Consider the following 15,657-nt stretch of genomic DNA (forward strand, 5'->3'; position numbering starts at 1 on the left):
GCGGTCCGGAAGCCGCCTCCGCTCGGAGTGCGCACGAGGGGGCACGACCTGCCGTCGGGGCCGAGGGCAGGCCCGAGGGCGCGCCCGGTGAGAGACGCCAGGGGCGGACAGGGGACGGTCCAAGATCACCGAGCGCATCCCGACGCTAGCCGCCAGGACTCCGGCGCCCCGGCGCGACACACGGCGCGGCACCCGTGGACGGGGCCGCTCACCGCTTCGGCGGAGCGCGCCCGGGGTCGTACGGGGCCTGCCGAGCCTGGTCAGGAGGGGTGGTCGGCTGGCAGGATCGCGGGCATGTTCGCCTCGCTCTCCCGTGCCGCCCGCCGCCGTGTCCTGGCGGTGTCGGCCGCGCTGCTCGCGGTGTGCGGGGTGCTGGTGTGGTGGCTCGTCCCGTTCGGGCCGCCGGTGCCGAGCGGCTCGGTGACGTTCAGCACGGGCGTGCCGACCGGGGTGTACCAGCGGTACGGGCTGCTGCTCAAGGACGCGCTGGCCCAGGACCTGCCCGAGGTGTCGATACGGCTCACGGACAGCGAGGGCTCGCAGCAGAACCTGGCCCGGGTGGCGTCCGGCGAGGCGGACTTCACGATCGCCACGGCCGACGCGGTGGCGCAGTACCAGCGCGAGCGGCGGCCCGGCTTCGAGCGGCTGCGGGGGTGCGCCCGTCTTTACGACGACTACGTCCAGCTCGTGGTGCCGAGGAGTTCCCCGGTCCGGAGCGTGCGGGACCTGAAGGGTCTGCGGGTCGGCGTCGGGCAGGACGGGTCCGGGGTGCGGCTGATCGCCGACCGGGTGCTCGCGGCGGCGGGGATCACGCCCCTCTCCGGCATCGAGCCGGTCGCGGCGGGCATCGACACCATGCCCGATCTCCTGGAGCGGGGGGAGCTCGACGCGTTCTTCTGGTCGGGCGGTCTGCCCACGTCGGCGGTGCAGAGCCTGTCCGAGCGGTTCCTGATCCGGCTGATCCCGCTGGACGCGCGGCTGGTCGACCGGCTGCACGACGTCGGTGCGTCGACCCGCCACTACCGGTCGGCGGTGATCCCCCCCGACGCGTACGCGAAGGCGCAGGACGGCCGGCCGGTCGAGACGCTGGCGGTGGCGAACCTCCTGGTCACCACGGACCGGGCCGACGCGGACCTGGTCGAGGGCTTCACCCGTACGGTGATCCGCAGCCGCGACCGGATCGGCGCCCGGGTGCACCCGGCGCAGCTGGTGGATCTCCGTACCGCCGTCTATACGGAGCCGCTGACCCTGCACGAGGGCGCCCGGCGCTACTACCGCTCCGTGAAGCCCTGACCGCTCGCACGGGGTGCGTGCCGGGGGACGGTGACCGTCACCCGGAGGCCGTGGGGCTCGTTCGGGGCGAAGGCGATGCCGCCGCCTCCGGCCGTGAGCAGGACGCGGGTGATGGAGAGGCCGAGGCCGGAGCCCTTGATGTTCTGGTGACGGCCCGAGCGCCAGAAGCGGTCGCCGACCCGGGACAGCTCGTCCTCGGTGAGACCGGGTCCCCGGTCCGCGACGACGATGTCGACGCTCTCGCCGCCCGGGGAGAGCGCGACCGAGACCGCGACCTCCTCCCCGGCGGGGGTGAACTTCAGGGCGTTGTCGATCACCGCGTCGAGGGCGCTGGAGAGGGCCACGGGATCGGCCCAGCCGGTGACCGCCGCGCATGCCCCGGAGAGCAGGACGCCCTTGTCCTCGGCGACCGGCCGCCAGGACGCCACGCGTTCGTCGGTGAGCGCGCCGACGTCGGTGAGCCGCAGTTCGGCCGCGGCGTGCTCGGCGAGCGCCAGGTCGAGGAGGTCGTCGAGGACCTGGGCGAGGCGCTTGCCCTCGGTGCGTACGGAGGCGATCTCCTCGTTTCCCTCGGGGAGTTCGAGGGCGAGCAGCTCGATGCGCAGGAGCAGGGCGGCGAGCGGGTTCCGCAGCTGGTGCGAGGCGTCGGCGACGAAGGCCCGCTGCTGTTCGAGCGCTTCCTCGACGTTGTCGGCCATCTCGTTGAACGAGCGGGCGAGGCGCCGCAGTTCGGGAGGTCCGCCTGCCTCGGCGACCCGGGAGTTCATCTGTCCGGTGGCGATGTCGTGGGTGGCGGAGTCGAGGACGCGCACCGGCCTGAGCACCCAGCCGGTGAGCCGGACGGCGGCGCCGACCGCGAGGAGCATCGCGGCGGCCTCGCCGACGAAGATGACCAGCCAGCCGCGCAGGATGCGCAGCCGGAGCTGGCCGGTGGGCGAGTCGGTGACGACGACGGCGACGACGTCGCCGTCACGGACGACCGGGGAGGCGATGGTGAGCCGCGCGTGCCCCTGCCAGGGCCAGACCTGCGACGGGTCGTGGCTGCGCCGGCCGAGGAGGGCCTCGTTGAAGGCGCGCCTGCCCTCGCCGGTGTCCGGCACGACCCAGTCCTCGGGGGCGGCGGCCATGGAGCGGTCGTCGCGGTAGAAGATCCCGGCCCGGATGCCGTACACGTCGTGGTAGCTGGCGAGTTCACCGCTGAGGGTGGTGCGCCGCTCGTCGGTGCTGGGGCTGCTCTCGCTGACGAACTGGGCGAGGGCGGCGAAGCGGGCGGCGTCGTCGAGCCGGTCGACGACGACCCGCTGCTGTTCGGAGGCGGCGAGGCTGGCGGCGAGCGGGAAGCCGAGGGCGAGGAGCACGCCGGCCATCAGGATGATGAGGAGCGGGAGGAGTCTGGTGCGCACGGGTCGGGGGTCCGGGGGTCAGGGGTTACGCGGCGGGGGTGACGAGCCGGTAGCCGACGCCCCGCACGGTCTCGATCAGCGCGGGCATCCGCAGCTTGGAGCGCAGGGAGGCGACGTGCACCTCCAGGGTGCGGCCGGTCCCCTCCCAACTGGTGCGCCAGACCTCGCTGATGATCTGCTCGCGGCGGAAGACGACCCCGGGGCGCTGCGCGAGGAGGGCGAGCAGGTCGAACTCCTTGCGGGTGAGGGGCACGGCCTCGCCGTCGACGCTGACGCGGCGGGTGGGCAGTTCGATGGTGACGGAGCCGAGGCGCAGCTGGGTGCCGTCGGCGGGTCCCGCCGACTCCTCGGGTCCGGCGTTGCGCCGGCTGACGGCGTGGATGCGGGCGAGGAGTTCGCCGGGGTCGTAGGGCTTGACGACGTAGTCGTCGGCGCCGAGGTTGAGCCCGTGGATCCGGGAGCGGACGTCGCCCCGCGCGGTGACCATGATCACCGGGGTGGCGGTGAGCTTCCGGATGCGGCCGCAGACCTGGTAGCCGTCCTGGTCGGGGAGGCCGAGGTCGAGCAGGATCACCCCGTACGAGGGGCGCTCGCCCTGCGCGGTGGGCAGGACGGCCTGCATGGCCTCCTCGCCGTTGCGGGCGTGGGTGACCGTGAAGCCGTGCTTCGCGAGGATCGCGGAGAGGGCTGCGGCGACGTGGTCGTCGTCCTCGACGAGCAGCAGTCGCATGCGTACCTCCTCCGTGGTGATCTCTCGATGGCGGGTCTCTGTGTACCAGGTGGTACCAGGGCATGAACACCGAACATGGGTGCCACAGTCAAGTGTCCCCCTGTTTCGCCGCCGTTTCCGTTATGCACCCGGTACGGCAAAGGCCGGGGTGTTCACGCACTGTGTCCGGCAGCAGCCGGATCGTTATCCTCAATTTCCGCTCAGATGTGATGACGGTCGTCACATCCGGTCTCTAGTGTCCTCCCCAACCGAGGAGGACGGAGCAAGAGGCCGATGAGCGGAGAGTCAGTGTCTGAATCAGCGCCCAGGGGGCCTGAGGACACCCCGCGCGCCGCGGACGACCTGGTCGTACTGTCCGGCGTGAACAAGCACTTCGGCGCACTGCATGTCCTCCAGGACATCGATCTGACGATCACGCGCGGCGAGGTCGTGGTCGTCATCGGACCGTCCGGGTCCGGCAAGTCGACGCTGTGCCGCACGATCAACCGGCTGGAGAGCATCGACTCCGGCACCATCACCATCGACGGCAAGGCGCTTCCGGCGGAGGGCAGGGAGCTCGCCCGGCTGCGTTCCGACGTCGGCATGGTCTTCCAGTCCTTCAACCTCTTCGCGCACAAGACGGTGCTCGAGAACGTGATGCTGGGCCAGATCAAGGTCCGCAAGACGGAGAAGAAGGCCGCCGAGGCCAAGGCCCGCACCCTTCTCGACCGGGTCGGCGTCGGCACCCAGGCGGACAAGTACCCCGCGCAGCTCTCCGGTGGTCAGCAGCAGCGCGTGGCGATCGCCCGCGCGCTCGCCATGGACCCGAAGGTGATGCTCTTCGACGAGCCGACCTCCGCGCTCGACCCGGAGATGATCAACGAGGTCCTCGAGGTCATGCAGCAACTGGCCAGGGACGGCATGACGATGGTGGTCGTCACCCACGAGATGGGCTTCGCCCGCTCCGCCGCCAACCGGGTCGTCTTCATGGCCGACGGCCGCATCGTCGAGCAGGCGGCGCCCGAGGAGTTCTTCAGCAACCCGCGCAGCGACCGCGCCAAGGACTTCCTCTCCAAGATCCTTCACCACTGAGCGAGTTCGGATCTACGCTTCCCAACTCACGCCTACTCAAGGGACTTTCGACCATGAAGCTTCGCACCGCCTCCGCCGCCGCCGCGGCCGCCGTCGTCCTCGCGCTGACCGCCACCGCCTGTGGCAGCGGCTCCGACTCGGGCAGCAACGGTGACAAGATCACCGTCGGCATCAAGTTCGACCAGCCCGGCCTGGGCCTGAAGACCCCGGACGGCACGTACGCGGGCTTCGACGTCGACGTCGCCCGCTACGTCGCCAAGGAGCTCGGCTACGCCGAGGACAAGATCAACTTCAAGCAGGCGCCGAGCGCCGAGCGCGAGAACCTGATCAAGAACGGTGACGTCAAGTTCGTCGTCGCCAGCTACTCGATCAACGAGAAGCGCAAGAAGGAGGTCGACTTCGCCGGCCCGTACTTCCTGGCCCACCAGGACCTGCTCGTGCGCGCCGACGACGCCTCGATCACCAAGGTCGACGACCTCAACTCCAAGAAGCTCTGCTCGGTCACCGGCTCGACCTCCGCGCAGAACGTCAAGGAGAAGCTGGCCCCGAAGGCCGACCTCCAGCAGCTCGGCGGCTACTCCGAGTGCCTCACCGGCCTGGAGAACAAGGCCGTCGACGCCCTGACCACCGACGACTCCATCCTCGCGGGCTACGCCTCGCAGAAGGAGCACCAGGGCAAGTTCAAGCTCGCCGGCCTCCGGATGAGCGACGAGAAGTACGGCATCGGCGTCAAGAAGGGCGACGACGAGCTGCGCGGCAAGATCAACAAGGCGCTGGAGAAGATGGTCTCCGACGGCACCTGGGAGAAGCTCGTCAAGCAGCACTTCGGCCCCTCCGGCTACAAGTACGAGGCCGCGCCGAAGGTCGAGAACTGACCTGACCCGCACCGGCCGTGACGGCCGCCTCCCGCGAGGGGCGGCGGCCGTCGCACCGGCACCGGCCGCTGCCCACGCACCGGCCGTCCCACCGACCGACCACCAGGGGAGAGCGCGGGCATCGTGTTCGACTTTCTTGATTCCGGGCAGTACGACCTGCTCGGCGCCTTCTGGGTGACGGCGCAGCTCGCCCTCTACTCGGCGATCGGCTCGCTGATCTGGGGCACGGCCCTGGTCTCCATGCGCGTCAGCCCGGTCCCGCTGATGCGCGCCTTCGGCACCGCGTACGTGAACGTCGTCCGGAACACTCCGCTGACGGTCGTCCTCGTCGCCTGCCTCCTCGGCCTCAACCAGACCCTGCTCATCACGCTCGGCGGAGAACGCTCCGAGGGGATCGGCTTCCGGCTCGCCGTCCTCGGCCTCGTCGCGTACACCGGCACCTTCGTCTGCGAGGCGCTGCGCTCGGGCATCAACACCGTCCCGCCGGGCCAGGCCGAGGCCGCCCGCGCGCTCGGCCTCAGCTTCACCCAGGTACTCACCCTGGTGGTCCTCCCGCAGGCCTTCCGCGCGGCGATCACGCCGCTCGCCAACGTCCTGATCGCCCTCACCAAGAACACCACCGTGGCGGCCGCGATCGGCGCCGCCGACGCCGCGTTCCTGATGAAGGGCATGATCGAGAACGAGCCGGACGCGCTCTTCACGGTCTTCGGGGTCTTCGCCTTCGGCTTCATCGCCCTCACCCTCCCCACCGGCCTGATCCTGGGCTGGGCGGCCAAGCGACTGGCGGTGAAGCGATGAGCTCCGTCCTGTACGACACCCCCGGCCCGCGCGCCAAGCGGCGGAACGTCCTCTACACGATCGTCTTCCTGGCGGCCCTCGGCCTGGTGGCCTGGTGGGTGCTCACCGCCCTGGCCGACAAGAACCAGCTGGCCGCCGAGAAGTGGACCCCGTTCGTCACCGACTCCGAGGTCTGGACGACGTACCTGCTGCCCGGCCTGACGGAGACCCTCAAGGCCGCCGCGCTCTCCATCGTGATCGCGCTGCCGCTCGGCGCCCTCCTCGGCATCGGCCGGCTCTCCGACTACCGCTGGGTGCGCGTGCCGGTGGGCGCGCTCGTGGAGTTCTTCCGCGCCATCCCGGTACTGCTCCTGATGATGTTCGCCAACCAGGCCTACCGGGAGTTCACCACCGTCAGCTCGGACTTCCGCCCGCTGTACGCGGTCGTCACCGGCCTGGTGCTCTACAACGCCTCGGTCATCGCCGAGGTCGTCCGGGCCGGCGTGCTCTCGCTGCCCCGCGGCCAGGGCGACGCGGCCGTCGCGCTCGGCATGCGCAAGGGCCAGACCATGCTGTACGTCCTGCTCCCGCAGGCCGTGACCGTCATGCTGCCCGCCCTGGTCAGCCAGCTCGTCGTGATCGTCAAGGACACCGCGCTCGGCGGCGCCATGCTCGGCTTCGCCGAACTCCTCAGCCAGAACCGGCAGATCACGGCCAACTACGGCGCCAACACCATCGCCACGCTCACGGTCATCGCGCTCATCTACATCGTCATCAACTTCGCCCTCACCAGCTTCGCGGGCCGCCTCGAACGGCGCCTGCGGCGGGGCAAGAGGTCGGTCACGGTCACCCTCCCGGCCCAGGCCGGAGCCGCCGAGGCCAAGACGAAGGCCGCCAGCGACGCCTGACCCCGAAGGGGCCACCGGTACGACAGGGGTGGGCCGGAGCGGTACTGACGAGATGTCGACCGCACCGCGCCCACCCCGTCGCTTGACGCAAGCACCCTCAGTGGGTTGCATACGGTCTGTGATCAACCACCGGGCTCGTGCCACACTCAGCTGTGCTGCCCCCATGACCGTCCGGCCTTCAGGAGCCGCGCCGTGGACCCGGTGATCATCGTGGGCGCCGGGCCGGTCGGCCTCGCGCTCTCGCTCGCGCTCGCCGCGCAGAGCGTGCCCAGCATCGTCCTCGACGAGGGCCCCGGCAAGGACGAACCCCGCCCCGCCCGCAGCGTCCTGCTGCGCGCCGACATGGCCGCGATGGTCGAACGCCTGGGCTGCACCACCCTCCGTGACGAGGGAGTCCGCTGGGTCGGCTGGCGCAGCATGCGCCGCGGCCGGCTGGTCCGCCACCTCCCGCTCGACCTGGGACTCAGCGGTACGGAGGAGTGGGCCGAGGACCCGGACGCGCCCGCCGCTCCGGCCGCCCCGCTGCACATCCCCCAGCACGCCCTCGCGCGCGGTCTGCGCGACGCCATCGGCCGCGAGAAGCTGATCCGTCTCGTCACCGACTCCCGGCTCGACACCATCGAGCAGGACCGCGACGGCGTCACCGCCCACACCCGCGGCCCCGAGGGCACCTGGTGGCGCGGCAGCCACCTCGTCGGCTGCGACGGGGCCCGGTCGACCGTACGCAAACTGCTCGGCATCCGCTTCCCGGGCCGAACGGCCGTGGAACGGCACGCCGTCGCCGCCCTGCGCACCGAACTCCCCTGGCCCGGCGAAGCCCTGATGCACCGCCAGCCGCCGTGGCGGGGAGCCCCGGACGAGATCACCGCCCGCCCGCTGCCCGACGGCGTCTGGCGGATCGACTGGCTGCTCCCGCCGCGCGGTGACCTGGTCACCCCGGACGCGCTGGTCGCCCGGATCAGGGAGACCCTCGCCGGCTGGTGCGACGGCATGACACCCCCGTACGAGCTCATCGACACCGGCGTGCACACCCTGCACCACCGGCTCGCCCGCCGCTGGCGGGTCGACCGGGTCCTGCTCGCCGGGGACGCGGCACACCTGCTCGGCGCGGTCGGCACGCAGGGCCTCGACGAGGGGTTCCGCGATGTCGACAACCTCGCCTGGAAACTGGCCCTGACCTGGCACAACAGCGCCCCGGACCGGCTCCTCGACAGCTACCAGAGCGAACGCCGGACGGCCGTCGCCTCCCGGCTGCGCGCGGCGGACCAGTCGCTTCCCGCGCTGCGCGGCGGCGGGGGCCTGCGGACCTACCTCCCCGGTGCGACGCGCGGTCACGACGCCCTGCTGACCGAGGGTCACGTGGGGCGCGGCCCGCTCGGCGCGCCCCCCGCGTACCCGCACTCCCCCCTCGCGCCTCCGCTCTCCGACGGACTGACGCCGGTCGGCACCCCGCCGGGCGCCCCCGTCGAGGACGTCCGCGTGACCGCCCCGGACGGCACGACCGTACGGCTCCGGGACCGCCTCGGTCAGGGCCGGCTCCTCGTCGTCCTCGTCGCGCCCGGCACCGGGGTGTGGGACCGCCGCCACTGGCGCAGCGCGGGTGTGATGCCCCGGCTCGAAGAGGCCGTCGACGCCCTCCCGACGAAGGCCGAGGTCCTGGTGACCGAGGCCTACCCGGGCGCGCCGGCCCACGCCGTCCTGCTCGTACGGCCCGACGGCCATCTCGTGGCCTCCTTCTCCGGCGTCCTCCCCGACGAGCTGTACGCGGCGGCGGACGCGGCCCGCGGCGGCTCCCCCACTGCCCAGGAGCCCACCGAGGAAGCCTCCGGGACGGTCACCGAGGAAACGGCCGAGAAGACCACCGAGAAAGCCGGCGCGAAAGCCACTGAGAAGGCCACCAAAAAGGCCATCGAGGAAACCGCCGCCGTGTCCGCCGCGGATGACCGCACGGCGGACATGCGTTGATTCCCGCGGGCGCGCATGGTGTACTCCGGAGCGTGACCGACACCTATGCGCGCCTGTGGCGGAGGGTCCACATGGACCTCGTCCGCTACGCGGGCTGCGTGTGTCGCCCCTCCTGCTGATCTCGCCCCCTTCCCCGCGCGCGCCCCGCCACCGACGTCCCTGACGACGTCCGCGGTGCCGAGAGCCGTCGCGCGCTCTTCGCGAACCTCAGGACGGTCACCCGTGTCCCTGCACGCCTCCGCGCCCTCTCCCACCACCCCTTCCTCCCCCGGCACGCCCGCCGGCGGGCCGACCGCGGCCGAACTGCTCGACTTCGTCCGCCGGACGGCCGCCGACCGGGAACTGGTCGACTCGCTGCCGCTCGACCCCGAAGGCCGTACGTGGGTACGCCTCGACGGCCCCGGCGGCAGCGAGGCCTGGCTCATCGGCTGGCCGCCCGGCACCGGCACCGGCTGGCACGACCACGCCGAGTCGCTCGGAGCTTTCGCCACCGCGCGCGGCACCCTGACGGAGAACGCGCTCGCCGTCCGGCTGCCCGCGAGCGGCTGGAAGACCCTGGAACTGGCCGACGGCCTCGACCGCTCCCGCCGGCTGACGGAGCACCGGGGCCGGGCCTTCGGCCGCCACCATGTGCACGAGGTCCTCAACGAGTCCCCCGACACCCACGCGGTGTCCGTGCACGCCTACTACCCGCCGCTCCCCCTCATCCGCCGCTTCAGCCGGACGGGCGCGGTGCTCCGTCTCGAGCAGGTCGAACGCCCGGAGGACTGGCAGTGACCGCGCGGACGACCGTCGACGAGGAACGAGAGGAGAAGCACGTGAGCGACGAACGCGAACCCCAGGGGATCGACGAACTCCTGGAGCAGGTCAGGTCCGGCCTCGACCGGATCGAAGCCCGGGCCGCCCACGAGGCGCACGAGGCGGGTGACGCGCTCCTGGTGGACACCCGCTACGCGGCCCTGCGGGACCGGGACGGTCTCATCCCGGGCGCGCTGATCGTCGAGCGCAACGAACTGGAGTGGCGCCTCGACCCCCTCGGCAGCCACCGCCTCCCGGAGGCGACCAGCCACGACCTGCTGGTCGTCGTCCTCTGCAACGAGGGCTACGCCTCCTCCCTCGCCGCCGAGTCCCTCCACCGCCTCGGCCTCCACCGCGCCACCGACCTCATCGGCGGCTTCCAAGCCTGGAAAGCCGCCGGCCTCCCAGTCCTTCCCCCCGCCACCCACCCCTGACGCTCCACCTCACGCCGCCGGACCTCCGGCGGCGTGGAGGGTGTCCGTAGGGCGCGTCCCAACCCAAGGCTCGTCTCAGCCCATGCGTGAGGCGCCATGCCTCCTGCCGCCGGGTCCCCGGCGGCAGGACGGGTGCCCGTAGGGCTCGTCCCAACCCGTCCGTGAGACGCCGTACCTCCCGCCTCCCGCCGCCCGGCCCTCGGCGGCGTGGAGGGTCTCAGTAGGGCTCGTCCAGCCCGTCCGTGTCTTCGCCCTCGGCCTCCAGCGCCTGGCGGACGACGCGGAGGGCCATGCCCTCGGGGTACCCCTTGCGGGCGAGCATCCCGGCGAGCCGGCGGAGCCGCCGGTCGCGGTCGAGGCCTCTCGTGGCGCGCAGCTTGCGGGCGACGAGCTCGCGCGCCGTGGCCTCCTCCTGCTCGGAGTCGAGCCGGTCCACCGCCTCCTGGATGAGGGTGGGCTCGACGCCCTTGGTGCGCAGCTCCCGGGCGAGGGCGCGGCGCGCGAGGCCTCTGCCGTGGTGGCGGGACTCCACCCACGCTCCCGCGAAGGCGGCGTCGTCGATCAGTCCGACGTCCTCGAAGCGGGAGAGGATCTCCTCCGCCACCTCGTCGGGGATCTCCCGCTTGCGCAGCGCGTCGGCGAGCTGCTTGCGCGTGCGGGGGGTCCCGGTGAGCAGGCGCAGGCAGATCGCCCGCGCCCGCTCAGCCGGATCCTGGGGTGACAGCTCCTTCTCGGCCCTCGACGAGTCGGGGCTGTCACCCGGCCATTCGGTGCGACCGGTCACCGGTTCAGCTCTTGACCGCGGTGGCCTTGGTCGCCTTCGCGGTCTTGGTCGCAGGTGCCGGGACGGTCTTGGCGTCGTCCGCGCCGGCCGCGTCCGCGGCTCCCGCCGCGTCCGTCGCCGCGTCGCTCTTGGCGGCGTCGGGCCGGACGCCGACGCCCAGCTTCTCCTTGATCTTCTTCTCGATCTCGTCGGCGAGGTCGGGGTTGTCCTTCAGGAAGTTGCGGGCGTTCTCCTTGCCCTGGCCGAGCTGGTCGCCCTCGTACGTGTACCAGGCGCCGGCCTTGCGGACGAAGCCGTGCTCCACGCCCATGTCGATCAGGCCGCCCTCGCGGCTGATGCCCTGGCCGTAGAGGATGTCGAACTCGGCCTGCTTGAAGGGCGGCGCGACCTTGTTCTTGACGACCTTGACGCGGGTGCGGTTGCCGACCGCGTCCGTGCCGTCCTTGAGGGTCTCGATGCGGCGGATGTCGAGACGCACCGAGGCGTAGAACTTCAGCGCGCGGCCACCGGTCGTGGTCTCCGGGGAGCCGAACATCACGCCGATCTTCTCGCGGAGCTGGTTGATGAAGATCGCGGTGGTCTTGGACTGGTTGAGCGCGCTGGTGATCTTCCGGAGGGCCTGGCTCATCAGTCGGGCCTGGAGACCGACGTGCGAGTCGCCCATCTCGCCCTCGATCTCCGCACGCGGGACGAGCGCGGCGACGGAGTCGATGACGATCAGGTCGAGGGCGCCGGAGCGGACCAGCATGTCGACGATCTCGAGGGCCTGCTCGCCGTTGTCCGGCTGGGACAGGATGAGGTTGTCGATGTCGACGCCGAGCTTCTTGGCGTACTCGGGGTCGAGCGCGTGCTCGGCGTCCACGAAGGCGACCTGGCCGCCGGCCTTCTGCGCGTTGGCCACGGCGTGCAGCGTCAGGGTCGTCTTACCGGAGGACTCCGGGCCGTAGATCTCCACGACACGGCCGCGGGGCAGACCGCCGACGCCGAGCGCGATGTCGAGCGCGGTCGATCCGGTGGAGATCACCTCGATCGGCTCCTGGGTACGGTCACCCATGCGCATCACTGCGCCCTTGCCGAATTGGCGTTCAATCTGTGCGAGCGCGGCGTCGAGCGCCTTCTCGCGGTCGGTTCCTGCCATGGGTTCCACCCGGTTTGCTTGAGTCGATCGCTTCATGTGAAAGACGCTAACCCCTGCCACTGACAATGGGCCCCGACGTCCCCTCCGACCTGTGGACAACTCGTCGACAACCCAGTGTTTCCAAGGGCCGGACTTCCATGAGAATGGATGTTCGATTTCAGTGTCAAGCGCGCCACGCCCACCCCGCGAGCCCCGTCCGAGGACGTTCCCACGGCTCTCCCGCCGCTTCCGGAACGCCGCCGGTGAGCCGTCGCCCGGCCGCGCACCCCCTCGGCTCAGCCCCGCATCACCGCACGCCGCCGGGCGACCCGCACGAGCCACTCCAGCGCCTCCGGTCCGCCCGCGAGCACCGAGATGTGCCCGTCGGCCGGGCGCGGCCGCAGTTCCGCCGTCGGGCAGCGGCGGGCCAGCCAGCGGCCGTGCGAGGCGGGCACGACACGGTCCTGGTCGCCGTGCGTCAGGAGCACCGGCACGCCGATCCGGGCGGGGTCGAAGCCCCAGGGGGCGACGTACGCCAGGTCGTCGTCGATCAGCCCGCCGGGTCCCGACGCCATGGCCGGCCCGACGACGTCCCCGAACCAGGACCACGGGCCGGCGAGCGCCTCGTGGTCGGCCGGGGTGAACATCTCCGGGTCGTACGCGGCGGACGCCTCGTACGCCTCCTTCGCCGCCCGGCCTTGTGCCGCCGCGCGCAGGGCCGCCGCGCCGGACGCCGTCATTCCCCCGAACCAGTCGAGCCCTTCGGCGCCGTAGGGAGCCAGACCGGCCGCCGCGACCGCGCCGAGGACCCGTTCCGGCAGCAGGGCCGCGCACGCGAGCGCGTGCGGGCCGCCGCCGGAATGCCCCATGACCGCGAACCTGTTGATGCCCAGCGCGTCCGCGACCGCGCGCACGTCGTCCGCGGCGGACGCGACGTCCCGACCGGGCCGGGGGCTCGATCCCCCGTAGCCGGGGCGGTCGTACGAGACCCAGCGGATCCCGAGCCGAGCCGCGACCGGGAACAGCGGCTCGGGCGGCGCGCCGATGTTCGGCGTCCCGTGATGCCAGAAGACGACGAGCCCCTCGCCTGAGCCGCCGTCCCCGGTGTCGTAGACGTGCAGCCACCGCCCGTCGGCCAGCTCCACGTCCCTCTCGGCCACGCCGCGCTCGGCCCGGCCACTCTCGCCCACGTCGCCCTCGGACATCCCGCCTCCACCCCCGGCGCCCGGACGTCCCCGGACGCCCCCTGAACGTCGCCCACTCCGGCGCCCGACGCTACTGTCCGCCCACCCCACGGGCAACGACCGCCACACAAGCCCCTTCTGCCCCCCCCACAGCCCGCAAGCCCGCAGCCCACAGCTCGCAGCCCAGACCCCACAGCCCGCACAGCCCAGAAGCTCAAGTCGCCCCCGATCCCCGCCATCCGCCTCTCCTTCGACCTATCCTTCGACGCATGCCCCTCCCCCTGCGCGCCGCTGGCGGCGGCCGTCCGTCGCCGAGGACCGCCGACGCGCTCGTGGCGGGTGTCGTCCTGCTCGTGGTCGCGGTGTGGACGCTGGTCTCGGCGCGGTACACGAGCGAGCCGGCGATCCGGACGGTGCTCGGCTGGGCGTTGATCCTGATCGGCTGCGGAGCGCTGTACTTCCGGCGGCGGCAGCCCGTGACGGTCGCCGTCGTCACGCTCCTGGCGTGCGTCGCGTACTACCCGCTGTCCGCCCAGGACGGCCCGCTCATGATCGCCTTCGCGCTCGCGCTCTACACGACGGCGGCCGAGGGCCGGTTCGCCGCCTCGGTCGCGCTCGCCGCCGTCACGCTGCTCGCGGTGGGGCTCGGCGAGATCCGGCAGCAGCCGGGGCACCGGCAGATCGACGACACCTCGCTCGCGATGCTGGCGGGCTGGCTGATCAGTCTGGTGGCCGTGGGCCGGGCCCAGCGGACCCGGATCGCCTATCTGCACGAGGTGGAGCAGCGGGCGCTCGCCGCCGAACGGGAGCAGGAGGCCCGGGCGCGGCAGAGCGCCACCGAGGAGCGGCTGCGGATCGCGCGGGAGGTGCACGACGTGCTCGGGCACAGCATCTCGCTGATCAACGTCCAGTCCGGCGCCGCGCTGCACCGGCTCGGCAAGGGCCCCGCCCCCGAGGCGGGTCTGGTCACCGCGACCGAGGCCCTGGAGGCCGTGAAGGCCACCAGCAAGGACGCGCTGCGCGAGTTGCGGGCGACCCTCGGGATGCTGCGCCGGGCGGACGAGGCGACCCCGACCGCGCCGGCCTCGTCCGGTCTCGCGCTCCTCGGCGACCTGGTCGAACGCGCCCGCGGCACCGGGCTCGACGTCCGTACGGACGTCACCGGCACCCCCGTACCGCTTCCGCCGCCGGTCGACCTCGCCGCGTACCGGATCGTGCAGGAGTCGCTGACGAACGTCACCCGCCACGCGGGCGCGGGGACCGTGCGCGTCACCTTGGACTGGGGCCCGGACGCGGTACGGCTGCGCATCGCCGACGACGGCGCGGGCGCTCCGGAGGGCGGGTCGCCGGGCAGCGGCATCGCGGGCATGGCCGAGCGGGCGCGGGCGTTCGGCGGGGAGCTCACCGCGGGGAACGCCGAGGGCGGCGGTTTCGTCGTCGACGCCCGTCTGCCCCTGGTCCCACCGGGAACCCCCGAGCCGCCTCCCGTGTCCCACCAGATGCCTCGCACCCCACCCGCCTCACCGAACGCCTCCGAAGGGGACCCCCGATGATCCGCGTCGTGCTCGCCGACGACCAGACCCTGGTCCGGGCCGGTTTCCGGTCGATCCTGTCGGACGAGGAGGACATCGAGGTCGTCGGCGAGGCGGGGGACGGGGAGCAGGCGATCGGGCTCGCGCGTGAACTGCGCCCGGACGTGGTCCTGATGGACATCCGCATGCCGGTGCTCGACGGGCTCGAAGCCACCCGCCGCATCACCGCCGACGCGCGCCTCGAAGGGGTCCGGGTGGTCATCCTGACCACGTTCGACGCCGACGACCACGTGTACGGGGCGCTGCGCGCCGGCGCGTCGGGGTTCCTCGTCAAGGACACCGAGCCGATGGAACTGCTGCACGCGGTACGGGTGGTGGCGCGCGGCGACGCGCTGATCGCCCCGGCCGTGACCCGCCGTCTGATCGCCGAGTTCGCCGGGCTCGTCGGGCGGCAGCCGGACCCCAGTCCCCGGTTGAACGCCCTCACCGAGCGGGAACGCGAAGTCCTCGGCCTCGTCGGGGCGGGTCTGTCCAACGACGAGATCGCCGGCCGGCTCGTCCTCTCCCCCGCCACCGCCAAGACCCACGTCAGCCGCATCATGACCAAGCTGGCCGTACGCGACCGGGCGCAGCTGGTGATCCTGGCGTACGAGTCCGGCATGATCACGCCCGGCTGGCTGGCCTGACCTCCCCGTCGTCGAACGCGATGGTCCTGACCAGGCCCGCCAACCCCTAAGGGACGGGACCGCGCGGGGACAACCCAGGGGGTACGCGCGCGTGGGGCGG

At 72.4% G+C, this 15,657-nt stretch carries 16 protein-coding genes; 11 read left to right on the top strand and 5 right to left on the bottom strand.

The window, feature by feature from the left end:
* The first annotated feature begins 294 nt into the window (after positions 1-294).
* On the top strand, positions 295-1,293 hold the full coding sequence (locus tag ACZ7G1_RS36135) for a TAXI family TRAP transporter solute-binding subunit (protein ID WP_470880161.1): 999 nt from the start codon (positions 295-297) through the stop codon (positions 1,291-1,293).
* Here ACZ7G1_RS36135 and ACZ7G1_RS36140 read toward each other — a convergent pair.
* Positions 1,272-2,696, bottom strand: coding sequence for a sensor histidine kinase (locus tag ACZ7G1_RS36140; RefSeq protein ID WP_470880159.1), 1,425 nt, complete (start codon positions 2,694-2,696; stop codon positions 1,272-1,274). The genes ACZ7G1_RS36135 and ACZ7G1_RS36140 overlap by 22 nt on opposite strands.
* A 25-nt stretch (positions 2,697-2,721) precedes the next feature.
* Complete coding sequence (locus tag ACZ7G1_RS36145; RefSeq protein ID WP_470880157.1) at positions 2,722-3,426, bottom strand: response regulator transcription factor; 705 nt, start codon at positions 3,424-3,426, stop codon at positions 2,722-2,724.
* A gap of 273 nt (positions 3,427-3,699) precedes the next feature.
* On the opposite strand from ACZ7G1_RS36145, the gene ACZ7G1_RS36150 reads away from it, so the two are divergent.
* From ACZ7G1_RS36150 to ACZ7G1_RS36185, 8 genes are all read left to right on the top strand, one after another.
* Positions 3,700-4,497 (top strand): amino acid ABC transporter ATP-binding protein, encoded by a 798-nt coding sequence (locus tag ACZ7G1_RS36150; RefSeq protein WP_470880155.1) that lies wholly within the window; start codon positions 3,700-3,702, stop codon positions 4,495-4,497.
* A 53-nt stretch (positions 4,498-4,550) separates the two neighbouring features.
* Positions 4,551-5,372, top strand: a complete 822-nt coding sequence (locus ACZ7G1_RS36155) for a glutamate ABC transporter substrate-binding protein (RefSeq protein WP_470880153.1) — start codon at positions 4,551-4,553, stop codon at positions 5,370-5,372.
* Positions 5,373-5,495: 123 nt separating this feature from the next.
* On the top strand, positions 5,496-6,170 hold the full coding sequence (locus tag ACZ7G1_RS36160) for an amino acid ABC transporter permease (protein WP_470880152.1): 675 nt from the start codon (positions 5,496-5,498) through the stop codon (positions 6,168-6,170).
* Positions 6,167-7,057 carry an amino acid ABC transporter permease gene (locus ACZ7G1_RS36165; protein ID WP_470880150.1) on the top strand — a complete coding sequence of 297 codons (891 nt, stop codon included), beginning with the start codon at positions 6,167-6,169 and terminating at the stop codon, positions 7,055-7,057. The genes ACZ7G1_RS36160 and ACZ7G1_RS36165 overlap by 4 nt, the downstream gene beginning before the upstream one ends.
* A 192-nt stretch (positions 7,058-7,249) precedes the next feature.
* A complete protein-coding gene (locus ACZ7G1_RS36170) occupies positions 7,250-9,022 on the top strand; it encodes an FAD-dependent monooxygenase (protein WP_470880148.1) in 1,773 nt (590 codons plus the stop codon).
* A 71-nt stretch (positions 9,023-9,093) separates the two neighbouring features.
* A complete protein-coding gene (locus ACZ7G1_RS36175; protein WP_309506048.1) occupies positions 9,094-9,141 on the top strand; it encodes a hypothetical protein in 48 nt (15 codons plus the stop codon).
* A 103-nt stretch (positions 9,142-9,244) separates the two neighbouring features.
* Positions 9,245-9,799, top strand: a complete 555-nt coding sequence (locus ACZ7G1_RS36180) for a cupin domain-containing protein (RefSeq protein WP_470880147.1) — start codon at positions 9,245-9,247, stop codon at positions 9,797-9,799.
* A 41-nt stretch (positions 9,800-9,840) separates the two neighbouring features.
* Positions 9,841-10,254, top strand: a complete 414-nt coding sequence (locus ACZ7G1_RS36185) for a rhodanese-like domain-containing protein (RefSeq protein WP_470880224.1) — start codon at positions 9,841-9,843, stop codon at positions 10,252-10,254.
* 217 nt (positions 10,255-10,471) lie between these two features.
* On the opposite strand, the gene recX is transcribed toward ACZ7G1_RS36185, so the two are convergent.
* From recX to ACZ7G1_RS36200, 3 genes are all read right to left on the bottom strand, one after another.
* Entirely contained in the window at positions 10,472-11,038 is a 567-nt protein-coding gene (gene recX, locus ACZ7G1_RS36190) for a recombination regulator RecX (protein WP_470880145.1), read from the bottom strand.
* A 4-nt stretch (positions 11,039-11,042) separates the two neighbouring features.
* The gene (gene recA, locus ACZ7G1_RS36195) at positions 11,043-12,176 is read right to left on the bottom strand and encodes a recombinase RecA (protein ID WP_470880143.1); all 1,134 of its coding nucleotides are present in this window, start codon (positions 12,174-12,176) and stop codon (positions 11,043-11,045) included.
* Between the two features lie 275 nt (positions 12,177-12,451).
* Positions 12,452-13,360, bottom strand: a complete 909-nt coding sequence (locus ACZ7G1_RS36200; protein WP_470880142.1) for an alpha/beta fold hydrolase — start codon at positions 13,358-13,360, stop codon at positions 12,452-12,454.
* Between the two features lie 248 nt (positions 13,361-13,608).
* On the opposite strand from ACZ7G1_RS36200, the gene ACZ7G1_RS36205 reads away from it, so the two are divergent.
* Positions 13,609-14,892 (top strand): sensor histidine kinase, encoded by a 1,284-nt coding sequence (locus ACZ7G1_RS36205; RefSeq protein WP_470880140.1) that lies wholly within the window; start codon positions 13,609-13,611, stop codon positions 14,890-14,892.
* Entirely contained in the window at positions 14,889-15,557 is a 669-nt protein-coding gene (locus ACZ7G1_RS36210; RefSeq protein WP_367825962.1) for a response regulator, read from the top strand. The genes ACZ7G1_RS36205 and ACZ7G1_RS36210 overlap by 4 nt, the downstream gene beginning before the upstream one ends.
* Positions 15,558-15,657: the final 100 nt, after the last annotated feature.

The sequence above is a fragment of the Streptomyces sp. NPDC037273 genome (assembly GCF_055603625.1).